Annotated in this window: 10 protein-coding genes and 1 pseudogene; 2 read left to right on the top strand and 9 right to left on the bottom strand. The window is 73.9% G+C overall.

The genetic code is table 11. The features are described 5' to 3' along the window. Positions 1-780, bottom strand: a 780-nt coding sequence (locus tag C1A33_RS10950; protein ID WP_101831409.1) for a glycosyltransferase, incomplete at its 3' end; no start/stop codon positions are given. A 641-nt stretch (positions 781-1,421) separates the two neighbouring features. Between C1A33_RS10950 and C1A33_RS10945 the strand changes: the two genes are divergently transcribed. Beyond that, entirely contained in the window at positions 1,422-1,808 is a 387-nt protein-coding gene (locus C1A33_RS10945; RefSeq protein WP_101831406.1) for a hypothetical protein, read from the top strand. Here C1A33_RS10945 and C1A33_RS10940 read toward each other — a convergent pair. The 3 genes from C1A33_RS10940 to C1A33_RS10930 are packed head-to-tail and all read right to left on the bottom strand — an operon-like array spanning position 1,751 to position 4,411. After that, positions 1,751-2,239 carry a ribose-5-phosphate isomerase gene (locus tag C1A33_RS10940; protein ID WP_101831405.1) on the bottom strand — a complete coding sequence of 163 codons (489 nt, stop codon included), beginning with the start codon at positions 2,237-2,239 and terminating at the stop codon, positions 1,751-1,753. The genes C1A33_RS10945 and C1A33_RS10940 overlap by 58 nt on opposite strands. Before the next feature lie 19 nt (positions 2,240-2,258). Next, positions 2,259-2,942: a mycothiol-dependent nitroreductase Rv2466c family protein gene (locus tag C1A33_RS10935; protein ID WP_101831404.1), complete on the bottom strand. Its 684-nt coding sequence runs from the start codon at positions 2,940-2,942 to the stop codon at positions 2,259-2,261. Further along, entirely contained in the window at positions 2,939-4,411 is a 1,473-nt protein-coding gene (locus tag C1A33_RS10930; RefSeq protein WP_423748059.1) for an AI-2E family transporter, read from the bottom strand. Before C1A33_RS10930 ends, C1A33_RS10935 begins: the two co-directional genes overlap by 4 nt. A 305-nt stretch (positions 4,412-4,716) precedes the next feature. Between C1A33_RS10930 and pepN the strand changes: the two genes are divergently transcribed. Continuing rightward, entirely contained in the window at positions 4,717-7,266 is a 2,550-nt protein-coding gene (gene pepN / locus C1A33_RS10925) for an aminopeptidase N (RefSeq protein WP_101831403.1), read from the top strand. A 57-nt stretch (positions 7,267-7,323) separates the two neighbouring features. Here the strand turns inward: pepN and C1A33_RS36495 are convergent, their stop codons facing one another. The 5 genes and pseudogenes from C1A33_RS36495 to C1A33_RS10900 all read right to left on the bottom strand — a co-directional run bounded on the left by C1A33_RS36495 (position 7,324) and on the right by C1A33_RS10900 (position 12,416). Continuing rightward, on the bottom strand, positions 7,324-8,763 hold the full coding sequence (locus C1A33_RS36495; RefSeq protein ID WP_243407418.1) for a hypothetical protein: 1,440 nt from the start codon (positions 8,761-8,763) through the stop codon (positions 7,324-7,326). Positions 8,764-8,800: 37 nt separating this feature from the next. After that, positions 8,801-8,950: pseudogene (locus C1A33_RS36490) on the bottom strand (hypothetical protein); the annotation flags it as partial. 237 nt (positions 8,951-9,187) lie between these two features. Continuing rightward, positions 9,188-9,616: a DUF5130 family protein gene (locus tag C1A33_RS10910; protein WP_101831400.1), complete on the bottom strand. Its 429-nt coding sequence runs from the start codon at positions 9,614-9,616 to the stop codon at positions 9,188-9,190. Further along, positions 9,603-9,938: a hypothetical protein gene (locus tag C1A33_RS10905; RefSeq protein ID WP_243407415.1), complete on the bottom strand. Its 336-nt coding sequence runs from the start codon at positions 9,936-9,938 to the stop codon at positions 9,603-9,605. Before C1A33_RS10905 ends, C1A33_RS10910 begins: the two co-directional genes overlap by 14 nt. A 144-nt stretch (positions 9,939-10,082) precedes the next feature. Next, positions 10,083-12,416 carry a 4-alpha-glucanotransferase gene (locus tag C1A33_RS10900; RefSeq protein ID WP_423748060.1) on the bottom strand — a complete coding sequence of 778 codons (2,334 nt, stop codon included), beginning with the start codon at positions 12,414-12,416 and terminating at the stop codon, positions 10,083-10,085. Positions 12,417-12,522: the final 106 nt, after the last annotated feature.

Below are 12,522 nucleotides of genomic sequence, written 5' to 3'. Positions count from 1 at the left end.
GGACCCCGGGACGGTGGGCGGCGGGGGCGGCGGGCCGTCGGAGGTCGCGGACCTCGGCGCGATGACCAGACCGGGCGCGGCCCGTCCCAGGTAGCGGCGGGCCCGCACCACGTCGACGATCATCGCGGGAGTGTGCCGGGTGACCCGGAACGTCCCGCCGGGAACCTCGGCCCAGCGAATCGGCACCTCGGCGATCCGATAGCCGATCGAGCGGGCGATGGAGAGCACCTCGACGTCGAACCCGAAGCCGGACGAGCGGGCGAGGCTGAACAGCAGCTTCGCCTCCGGGCCGCGGAACGCCTTGAAGCCGCACTGGGTGTCGGCGACGTCCAGGCTGGCCAGCGACCGGGTGATCTGGTTGAAGGCCCAGCTGCCGACCCGGCGGCCGTTGGAGCGGACCGCGCCGCCGCCGATGCGCCGCGAGCCAAGCGCGACCTCGGCGTGCTCCAGCGCGGCGAGCAGCAACGGGAGGTCACTCAGGTCGGAGGCGCCGTCCGCGTCGAGGAAGACGATCGACTCCCCGCGGGCCATCGACACGCCGGCGCGCACCGCCGCGCCCTTGCCCGAGTTCCACGGCAGCCGCATCACGTGCCCGCCGCGCAGCCCCGTCAGGTACTCCTCGGCGACCGCGGCGGTCCCGTCCGTGCTGCCGTCATCGACCACGATCACCTCGGCGCCGGGAATCCGGCGCAGGGCCGACACCAGAGGCGGAAGCGAACCGGGTAGACGCATCGCCTCGTTGTAGGCCGGGATGATGACGCTCACGGGCACGCTGTCCAAGGGTCAACTCCTAGGCTTCGACGGCGGAACCGGTGACAGACGCCGGCCAGGGCGTCGCGATTGGTGACAGCCGATCGAGATCAGCATGCAGTTTCGAGTGATTGACGACGAGTGTCAATGTATGCGCACCCGAGTCTGCATCCGACCCTCGTTCCTCTTACTTCCCGGACAGGCACTAACAGGCCATACATTGGGTTATCGGCGGATCTCTCTGTGGCGACCAGCATACGGACACCGCGGGACAGATGGCGCAGCGGGTCCGACACGTGGACACGGGAAGCACGAAAGCCTCCCCTACGTAAAGCGACCAAACAGCGCCGAGTCGGCGACCGACATCCCTCGAAGGTCACGACAAAAAGACACCGGACACCCAACAGAGAATGCGATCAAAGGGAGGAGAGGGCTGGGCGTATTTCGGCGGCGCCGGCCGCACGTGCGGCCGAACGCCGAATCCCCTCATGCACGTCGGTCACGGCATCGGCCGTCCGCTCGGGGCGCCGCACGAGCGATCCGCGTCAGGCCACGGATATGCGCCCCCGGTCGGTCGCGGCGACCTCCGCGGAGAGTTACGATCATCAGGCCGACCGGCGGCTGATCGCCTGGTCCCAGTGCACACGGTCGGCGGGCGGAGGAATGTTCGCATGGTCCCGACCGACCGTCCCGCCCGGCCGCGGCCGGCGCCGGGCGGGGACGTCGACGGCCAGTTGCGCGGCCTCATCGGCGCCGGGCGTTCCCGACTGCCACCGACGAGTGCGATGCGGGCGCGTGACGTCGACCGCCCTACCGAGGCCGACCTCGCCGACGCCGAGCGGACCGTCGTGCTGCGCCGCGGCCCTCACCCCGCGCCGCGGCCCGCGGACGGCGACGGGGCGCGTGCGGGCGCCGGCCGCCCGCGGCGGGGCGGCGCCCGGCGCCCGCGGCGGCCCGACGGCCGCGCCTGGCAGAACCAGCAGAACCAGGACCAGCAGGATCAGGATGCTGTCGAGGCGGCGCCCGGCGCCGCGGGGACCTCGCCCGTGCGCTCGTAGCTCGCCAGCATCCGCAGCCGGCGCACGTGCCGCTGCTCACCGCTGAACGGCGTCGCGAGGAAGACCTCGGCGAACGCGAGCGCCTCGGGCACGGTGTGCATCCGCGCGCCGAGGCTGAGCACGTTGGCGTCGTTGTGCTGGCGGGCGAGTGTCGCGGTCTGCTCGCTCCAGACCAGCACCGCCCGCACGCCGACGACCTTGTTCGCCGCGATCGCCTCGCCGTTGCCGGACCCGCCGATCACGATGCCGAAGCTGTCCGGCTCGGCCGCGGTGGCCCGGGCGGCGGCGAGCACGAAGGGCGGGTAGTCGTCGTCGGGGTCGTACTCGACCGGGCCGTGGTCGACGGGCGCATGCCCGAGCTCCACCAGGCGCTCGGCGAGCGCCGCCTTGAGGTGGAAGCCGGCATGATCAGAACCTAGATGGACGCGCATGATGCGTCATCATGCCGGATCACGTGAAGATCGGGTCCTGGTCCCGGGTGCGCTTGAGCTCGAAGAAGCCCGGGGTGCCGGCGACCAGCAGGACGCCGTCCCACAGCCGGCCCGCGTCCTCGCCCTTGGGTGCCGGCGTGACCACCGGGCCGAAGAAGGCGTTCTCACCGACGGCGATGACCGGCGTTCCGACGTCCATGCCCACCCGGTTGATGCCGTCGGCGTGGCTGGCGCGCAGTGCCTCGTCCCACTCGGTGGACGTGGCGGCCGTGGCGAGCGCCGGGTCCGCACCGGCCTCGGTGAGCGCCGCGGCGAACGTCTCGGCGTTCCACTCCGCCTTCTCCAGGTGCCGGCGGCGGCCGAGCGCGGTGTAGAGCGGCAGGAGCACGGCGTCGCCGTGGCGGGCCGCGGCGGCGATGCACACCCGCACCGGCCCCCAGGCCTGCGTCAGCAGCGCCTTGTACTCCTCGGGCAGGTCGCGCCCCTCGTTGAGGACGCCGAGGCTCATCACGTGCCAGCGCACCCGCACCGGGCGGACCTTCTCCACCTCCAGCAGCCACCGTGACGTCAGCCACGCCCAGGGACACGTCGGGTCGAACCACATGTCGGCGGCGACGGTGCCGGCGGGGGACGCGGCGCTCTCAGGCGACACGGTCTCGGCGGGCGACACGGTCTCGGCGGGCGACACGGTCTCGGCGGTCATGCGCGGGCCTCCTCGGGGGTGGGCGAGCCTTCGTCGTCGGGGTCAACCCGGTCGGGCCGCGCGGACTTCCCGGTCGCGGCGAGATAGCTGGCGACGCGGTTGACGACGGCGACGAACGGCACGGCGGCGATCGCCCCGGGGATCCCGGCGAGCACGCCGCCGGCGGACAGCGAGATCACGATCGCGAGCGGATGCAGCCGCACCGCCCGGCGCATGACGATCGGCTGCAGCAGGTGCCCCTCGATCTGCTGCACCGCGAGCACGACCCCCAGGATGATCAGCGCGTCGGTCACCCCGCCCGAGACCAGGGTGACCAGGACGGCCGCGATCCCGGCGACGGTCGCGCCGATGATCGGCACGAACCCGCCGAAGAACGTCAGCAGCGCCAGCGGCGCGACGAGCGGGACGCCGACGCCCAGCAGCCCCATCCCGATGCTGAAGGCGTCGACCGCGGCGACGAACACCGTCCCCCGGACGTACCCGGTGATGGTGAACCAGGCCTCCCGGCCCGCGCCGCGCACCCGCTCCTCCGCGCCGTCGGGAAAACGGGTGACGATCCAGTTCCAGATCCGCTCGCCGTCGTAGAGGAAGAAGAAGGACGAGAACAGCGCGACGAGCAGTCCGGTGATGACCTCCGCGGCGACCGACGCCCCCGAGATCACCCCGGAGACGACCCGGCCGCGGTTGTTCGCCAGATTGCGGCGGATGTCGTCGACCAGATCGTCGAGCTGGCTCTGCGACAGATGGAACGGGCCGTTGGTGAGGTAGCCGCGGACCTGCTCGACACCCTCGCTGACCTGGTCGGTGACCGTCGGAAGCTCGTCGGCGGCGTTGAAGCCGACCGCGACCGCCGCCCCCGCGACCACCACCAGGAACACGAACAGCGCGGCGAACGCGGCCCCCAGCCGGGGCACGCCCATCCGCTGGAACCGGACCACCAGCGGATGGATCAGCGCCGCGATGAGCAGGCCGGCGATGATCGGGATGACCACCACCCGGACCCGGCCGACCGCCATGAGCAGGATGTAGATCGCCGCGCCGGTGAGGATCAGGCGCCACGACCAGCCCGCCGACACCCGCAGCGCCACCGGGATGTGCTCCTCGGCCCGGCTCGCCGACGACAGGCGCCCCCCGTCGCCGCCGTCCTCGTCGCCCACCGCGGGATCCGCCGGGTCCCGCCGCCCGGCCGTCCGCTCGGCGAGGGACACCCGCAGCCACCGCGGGAGGATGCCGGCCTGCCGGCCGCCGCCGGCCGATGTCTCGCCCGCCGCGCCGCCTGGCCGGTGCGGCGCCGCCGACGAGTCCGCCGGGTCCGCCGGGTCCGGCGGGCCGCCGCTGGTCGGCGGGCCGGGCGTGGCCGGCGGGCCGGGGGCCGCCGCGGCGCGTTCCCTCGGCGGCACGTCGGGGCTGGCCGGCCCGGGGGCACGCCGTGACGTGCCCACACGGCCCAGCCCGGCGACCCGCCTCACCCGTGCCTCCTCCTGAGGTTCCCACCCCGCTCGCGGACCGCGCCGCCCGGCGCGCGGGACATGTCGTCATCGTGCCGTACCGGCTTCCCGGATGGCGGAGTGACCCCAGGCGAACTGGTGCAATCCGTCGTCCGCCCGGCGCGCCGCGATGCCCGCGGCCACCGCGGACCACGCCCGTCGACGATGTCCGAAACCCCTCCCGGCGTGCGAGACTGGGCCCGCGCCCACCGCAATAACCACGTGCCACCGCACGCAGCGCGGAGCACGTGCCATCGCAGAAGTCCGTGCCTTTCGAGAGGATCCGGGTGCCCAACAACCTCACCCGCGACGAGGCGCGCGAACGCGCCCGCCTGCTCAACGTGGCGTCCTACGACGTCGACCTCGACCTGACCACCGGTCCGGTGAACTTCCGCACCTCCACGGCGGTCACCTTCACCTGCACCGAGCCGGGGGCGTCGACGTTCATCGAGCTCGCCGCGGCCCGCGTCGACGAGGTCGTGCTCAACGGCCGAGCGCTCGACCCGGCCGCCGTGTTCGACGGCGAGCGGATCCGGCTCGACGGGCTGGCCGAGTCCAACCGGCTGACCGTCGTCGGCGACGGCGTCTACTCCCGCACCGGTGAGGGCCTGCACCGTTTCGTCGACCCCGTCGACGACGCCGTGTACCTCTACACGCAGTTCGAGACGTACGACGCGCACCGCATGTACGCGTGTTTCGACCAGCCCGACCTGAAGGCCGCGTTCACCCTCTCGGTGACGGTGCCGGCCGAGTGGTCGGCGATTTCCAACGGTGCGGTCGCGGCGCAGGCGGAGGCCGCGATCGGCGTGCGCGTCATCCGCTTCCTGACCACGCCGGTGATGTCGACCTACATCACCGCCCTGGTCGCCGGCCCGTACCACGAGGTGCGCGACCAGCATGACGGTATCGACCTCGGGTTGTTCTGCCGCCGCTCGCTCGCCGAGTTCCTCGATCCGGGCGAGATCTTCGAGATCACCAGGGCCGGGTTCGACTTCTATCACCGGGTGTTCGACTACCGGTACCCGTTCGGCAAGTACGACCAGCTGTTCGTGCCGGAGTTCAACGCCGGGGCGATGGAGAACGCCGGCTGCGTCACGTTCCTGGAGGAGTACGTCTTCCGGGCGAAGGTGACCGAGGCCCGCCGCGAGCGCCGCGCCGAGACGATCCTGCACGAGATGGCGCACATGTGGTTCGGCGACCTGGTCACCATGCGCTGGTGGGACGACCTGTGGCTCAACGAGTCGTTCGCCACCTACATGTCGGTCCTGGCGCAGGTCAGCTCGACCCGCTTCACCAACGGCTGGACCACGTTCGCGAACGCCGAGAAGGGCTGGGCGTACCGGCAGGACCAGCTCTCGTCGACCCACCCGATCGTCGCCGACGCGCCCGACATGGACGCGGTACGGACGAACTTCGACGGCATCACCTACGCGAAGGGCGCCTCGGTGCTCAAGCAGCTGGTGGCATGGGTCGGTCAGGAGGAGTTCCTCTCCGGCCTGCGCAGCTATTTCCGCCGTTACGAGTACGCGAACACCTCGCTGCGGGACCTGCTCGACGAGCTGGAGAACGCCTCCGGCCGCGACCTGACCGCCTGGTCCGCCGAATGGCTGGAGACGACCGGCGTCAACACGCTGCGCCCGCGTTTCTTCACCGACTCCTCCGGGCTGTTCACGGCGTTCGACGTGGTGCAGGAGCCGGCGAGCTCGCCGCCGACCGCGTCACACACCCTGCGCCCGCACCGGCTCGCGATCGGCCTGTACGACCGGGACGCGCGCGGCGCGCTGGTCCGCCGCGAGCGGGTCGAGCTGGACGTCACCGGTGAGCTGACCGAGGTGCCCAAGCTCGTCGGCGCCCGCCAGCCGGACCTGATCCTGCTCAACGACGACGACCTGACGTTCGCCAAGGTCCGCCTCGACGAGCGCTCCCTGGCCACCCTGGTCGACTCCATCGGCGCGATCGCGCAGAGCCTGCCCCGCACCCTGTGCTGGGCCGCTGCCTGGGACATGACCCGCGACGCGGAGCTCGCCGCCCGCGACTACGTCCGTCTCGTGCTGTCCGGGGTGACCGCCGAGGACGACATCGGCGTCGTGCAGTCCCTGCTCGCCAAGGCCGACCTCACCGTCGACACCTACGGCGACCCCGCCAACCGCAAGGCGGCGCTGCGCGCGCTGACGGAGCGCACCGAGGCCCTGGCCCGCTCCGCCCCGCCCGGCAGCGACCTGCAGCTCGTCTACACCACCTCGTTCGCGCAGGCCGAGGACGACGACCAGGTGGCCCGCGTGCGGGCGCTGTTCGAGGGCGGCGACGTCATCGAGGGCCTGGTGCTGGACACCGAGCTGCGCTGGACGCTGCTCACCCAGCTCGTCGCCCGCGGCGTGTACGGCGACGCCGAGATCGACGGCGAGCTCGCCCGCGACCGCACGGCGACAGGCGAGAAGCGCGCGGCCACCGCCCGCGCGGCCCGCCCGACCGCCGAGGCGAAGGCCGCCGCGTGGTCCGCGGTGATGGACTCGGACGAGCTGTCGAACCATCTGGCGGCGGCGACGATGGGCGGCTTCTGGATCTCCGACCAGCTGGAGCTGACCCGTCCGTACGTCGACCGCTACTTCGCCGAGATCGCCGGTATCTGGGCGTCGCGCAGCTTCGACACCGCCTCGACCATCACCCAGATGCTGTTCCCGGCCGCCGTCATCGAACCGGAGACGGTCGCGAAGGTCGACGCCTACCTGGCCGAGGCGAACCCGAACCCGCCCCTGCGCCGAGCCCTCCTCGAGGGCCGCGACGGCCTGGTCCGCGCCCTCGCCGCCCGCGCCAAGGACACCGCCGCCGCGTCCTGACCCGCCCGTTCCAGGCCGGCGCCGCCCACTCCTCCACCGGCGCCGGCCTGGCAGCCCTCACCTTTCCCGCCGTCTGTAGCCTTCGCCCTCGCCGTCCCAGTGGTCGCTGGCGACCAGGACGGCGGCGACGGCGGGATGGCGGAACTCCCACACGGCGCCCACTCGGAGCAGGACCCCCCGCTCGCAGGCATCGTCGAGAAACCCGAGGATGTCCCGCGGCAGCCCGCGCCGCCACGCCAGCCAGTGCCGCGCGATCACGAACTGCCCCCACGGGCACCCGAGGGTGAACGCGACCACCGCCACACCCTCGGCGACGGCGGCCACCGCGAGGGACGACGGCGCGACGTGCAGTAGGACGTACAGATAGCCCTCGTAGGACGCCTGAACGGCGGCGATCAGAGGCGCCGCGAGGTACAGCGCGTAGCCGCGACACTGCCGCATCGACCACCGCGGGTCGTCGTCCTGGCCGGCGGCTCCGCGCTCCCCGTTGGCGGGGCGGCCCGCTGCCTTCGCCGTTCGTTCGAAGCGCGGTCTCGGCCTGCGCAGCGGCACGTGTCTCGGTACCCGGCTATCGGGGCGGGTGCTGTCCCGGCGACGTCGCCATTCGAACACGAGACCCGCGAGGAGGCCGAACACGATGCCGAGGGTGAGCCCCAGCTGCGTGCCGAAGCCGATGCCGACGCAGATACCGCCTACCAGCCACGGCAGCGTCTGCAACGGCCTCGGCATCGCCCTGTGCAGATCCCACCAGCCCAGGCCGGTGACCCGTTCCGCGGCCATCCGATCGGCCAGGAACGCCAGGGCCCGCAGGTGGCGTTCCGCGTCCCCAGCGGCCGTCCGGTCCTGATCGAGACGGTCGCCCGCCGATCCGACGACGACGCGCAGGTAGAGCCGGGCCAGCCGGGCACGGACCGCATCGGCGGAGTCGGGGGCGTCGGGGGCCCCGGCCCGGTCGCGCGGCGCCAGGTCCAACGCCCAGCGCACGGTCTCCCCGTCGTCCCGACCATCACGCCGTCCGGCGTCGCAACGCGGCGCGGACCGGGCGCGTTGGACGGTGTGCAGCAGGTCGACGACGAGGGGCTCCCGCAGCGCCTCGGCCGCTGCCGAGCCGGCCGAGCTGGTCAGGACGTCGGCGACCACCGCACGGACATCCGACGCACCCGGCCCGTTGCCTGGCGCCACATACTCGGCTACCAGCCGCGGCTCCACCGGGCGCACCTCGACCAGCGGTAACTCGGCCAGCCGCGGTTCGGCCAGCCGCGGTTCCGCCAGCCGCGGTTCCGCCAGCCGCGGCGCACCCGGGCCTGGCACCGACGCCGACCGGACCGCCGGGGGCGTGTCCCCATCATGGGCAGGCCCGCGCAGGCTCTCCGCCGTACCGCCCACCACCAGCGGACCGGTGTCGCGCAGCCACGTCTCGAGAGCAGCCACGGCGGCAGGCCGCTGGGCGGCCGGTACCTCGTCCAGTCCGTCGAGGACAGGCAGGACCTCGCCCACCGGGATCGGCGTCGAAGGCCGCCTGCCAGACGGTCTGCTGCGCCCCGGCTTCCGTGTAGTGCGGCGAAACGACCACGAGCACGTGGTTGACCAGAGGCAGATGCTCGTTGACCGTCGCGGTCCAGCGGGAACCCGCAACGCCGTCCCACGCCTCGACGATCACCCGCAGACCGGCGCGCTCCTCCATCTGCCACGCGATCCACTCGGCCCACCCGACATCGGCCGGAGCATACGAGACGAGGATGCCCCCGGGCGGTTCCTCTCCCCCCGCGCCCAGCCCTTCATCATCGCAGAGCGTTGCGGCTCACTCGCCGGCGGAAGCAGAATGCCGACAGGCCGCAGCGCCCCGATCGCGGTGGGCCAACCACTGGTGGAACCGTGCATGCCCACGTCGCTGCCGCACGGACCAGGAGACGGCCGGACGTCAGTGGTGCGTGGCGTGGGAGTCCGTGGTGGAGGACCTGGTTCCGACGGCGGCCGCGGCGGGACCGGCGGCCTCGCCGAGCTGGCGCAGGCCGGTGAGCAGGCCGCCAACCAGGTCGCCGAGGGAGAAGCTGGACGTCATCGTCAGCGCGGCGAGGCCGGCGGCCGGGTTACTGACCCGCTTGCGGGCCGCCGGCGTGGTGGCCACGTGCACGAAGCACTGGCCGGGCGAGACGACGATCAGCACGGCCGGGTCGCGATCCGGGTTGTCGACGAGCGTCGACAGGATGCGCTCGGCGGCGAGGCGCACGTCGCCGCGCAGTGCGCCCACCCGGACCGTGAACGGGATGCCGCTGTGCTTCTGTGCCTGGTCCAGCGCCCGGTTCAGCCGCTCCAGCTGCTCCGCGCTGAAGGCCTCACCAGTTGCCACTGGCGCCACCCGCTCCCGGGACCGCCTTGGCGGACCGCTCGCCCTCGAGCTCCTCCGGGCGGGTGCCGACCCAGACCTCGTCGTGCTCCCACGGCTGACCCGGGCGGTAGCGCGGCGGGCCACCACGGCGGCTCGACGCGGCCGTGATCAGGATCGCGACGAGAAACCCGCCGACGATCGTGCCGCCGTAGATACCCCAGGTCTGCAGCGCGGACAGCGGGTCCGGGTTGTACTTGCTGCCGATCTCCCCGGCGGACGCCGTGGCGGCGAACACCGGCAGCGCGAACACGGCGAGGCCGGCGACGCTCAGCACCCGGCGCACCGCGACGCCTCGACGCGACGCGCGGCCGGCCGCCGCCCCCCGTGTCGGATGGGACATACCGGCGGGCGACGGCCGGCGGGACCAGCGCGGTTGACGTGAAGTCACGGAGCGAAGGTTACCGGGAAGTGTGTCCTGGGTCCTGCGTCAGGGGTGGCTGCCGGCCTCGCCCGAAGGTGAGATGGGCCGCTTGCCCGCGGGCGCGTCGCGCACCTGGTCGAGCAGCGCGGCGAGGCGGTCGACGGCGGGGTCGGCGCGCAGCCGTTCCAGGGTGATCTCGGCGCCGTCCGCGTCGCGCACGGGCAGCCGCCAGTTCGGGTACTCGTCGATGGTCCCGGGAAGGTTCGGCTGCTGCCGGTCGCCGAGCGCGTCGCCGGGCGCCGCGAGCACGATGCGGCACGGCGACCGGACGAGCAGCCGGTGCATCGCCAGCACCACCTCCGCGGTCGGCACTCCGTCGATCACCGCGTTCGCCGTGCTCCCCGGCTCCACGACGGTCGACGGACTCGGGACGGACGGCGCGCCCGGTGACGGCGGCGGGGCGGCGGGCAGCAGGTGCTCGGCGCGCAGCAGGTCGAGCAGGGCGTCCCGCTCGGCGAGCCAGGCGGCCGCCTCGGCCTGCTCGGACCGGCCCAGCACGCCCAGGGACGCCCGCAGGCGCACGTGTTCGCCGACCAGGTAGCCGGCCGCCGTGGGCAGGTCGTGCGTGGTGATGCTGGCCATCGTCGCCGCCCGGTACCGCTCGGGCGGCAGCGGTGCGCCGTCGGCGTCCTTCTCGAACCACAGCACCGCCGAGCCGAGGACGCCGGTGCGGGCCAGCGCCGTCGCGACGGACGGCTCGACGGTGCCGAGGTCCTCGCCGACGACGAGCGCGCCGGCCCGGGCGGCCTCCAGGGCGACCAGGCCGAGCATCGCCTCGGCGTCGTAGCGCACGTAGGTGCCGTGCGCCGCGCCCGCGCCGGCCGGAACCCACCACAGCCGGAACAGCCCCAGGATGTGGTCGACCCGCAGGCCGCCACCGCGGCGCAGCACGGCGGCGACCATCTGGCGCAACGGCGCGTACCCGGCGTCGGCCAGCGCCGCCGGACGCCACGGCGGCAGGCCCCAGTCCTGGCCCTGCTGGTTGAAGGTGTCCGGCGGGGCGCCGACGGTCGCGTCGACGGCGAGCACGTCGCGCAGCGCCCAGGCGTCCGCCCCGCCGGGATCGACGCCGACGGCCAGGTCGTGCACGATCCCCGCCGCCATCCCGGCGTCGCGGGCGGCGGCCTGCGCGGCGGCGAGCTGGTCGTCGCAACGCCGTTGCAGCCAGGCGTGGAAGGCGATCCGGTGGGCGAGCTCGACACGCGCGGCCGCCACGGCCGGCGCGTCGGGGCGGGCCAGCTCCGCGGGCCAGCGCCGCCAGTCCGGCCCGTGCCGCTCGGCGAGCGCGCACCAGGTCGCGAAGTCCGCCAGATCCTGGTCCATCCCAACGGGGCCGTCGCCCGCGGCGGCCTGGACCGCATCGGAGGGGTCCACCGCGTCGGAGGGGTCCACCGCGTCGGAGGGGCCGACCGTGTCGGTGGGGCCGACCGTGTCGGTGGGGCCGGTGGGGTCGACCGTGTCGGTGGCGCGGCGCCCGCGATCGGCGTCGAACAGCAGCTCCAGCGCGGCGCCCTTCGACCGCCAGACGGCGTCGCGGTCGAGCAGGCCGCCCGGACGTGCCTCGCGGCGGGCCTGCCGGGCCAGCTCGTCGACGGCGGCGCGGGTCGCCCCATCGGCGTCCGCGTACTCCCGCGTGGCCTCCGGGCGCAGGTACAGCGGTGCGGCGAAACGGCGGCTGACCGGCGAGTAGGGCGACGAGGCCATCGGCAGCGTCGGGGCGGCGGCATGCAGGGGGTTCACCAGCAGGACGTCGGCGCCCGCCCCACCGGACCAGGCTGCGAGCTCGGCGAGATCGGTGTAGTCGCCCATGCCCCAGCTCGCCGCCGAGCGCAGCGCGTACAGCTGGACCATCCAGCCCCAGGCCCGTGACCCGGCGAGCGCGGGCGGCCCGGGCACCGCGTCCGGGACCGCCACGACCTGGCAGCGCAGCGTTCGCGAGCCGGCGTCGACGCGCAGCTCATGGTCCCCGAGGGGCAGCCCGGCGGGCAGGACGACCGGCCGGGCCGCCCACGTCTCGCCGTCGAGCACCCGCTGTTCCCGGGGTTGTCCAGGCGGATCGAGCACGACGCGCCGGCCGCCGTCGAGTTCCAGCTCGGCCCGCGCGTCGACACCGGCGGGCAGGTGCACCACGACCGGTCGGGGCGTCGCGGCGGACACGACGGCACAGGCCGGCAGCTGGCGGCGCCACCGCACGTCGACGACGCCGGCGAGGGCGGCCGCGGGGTCGGTCGGATCCACGCCGAGCAGGCGCAGCACCGCGCGGACGGTGTCGGGCGCGACCCGCACGAGACGGTCCTCGGCGTCCCGGTACTCGGTCGCCACCCCGCAGGCCTCGGCCAGCGTGGCGAGGTCGGCGCCGACCGGAGGAACCTGGGGGTTCGTCGGCTCGTCGGGGCGGGGCCGAGTATCGGGACCTGCGGCGGGGGTCGTCTCGCCGGGCCGGATC

This window comes from Frankia canadensis (genome assembly GCF_900197875.1).
Classification (GTDB): domain Bacteria; phylum Actinomycetota; class Actinomycetes; order Frankiales; family Frankiaceae; genus Frankia; species Frankia canadensis.
Note: the sequence above shows the minus strand (reverse complement) of the source record. Positions and strands in the feature narration are given on the sequence as shown.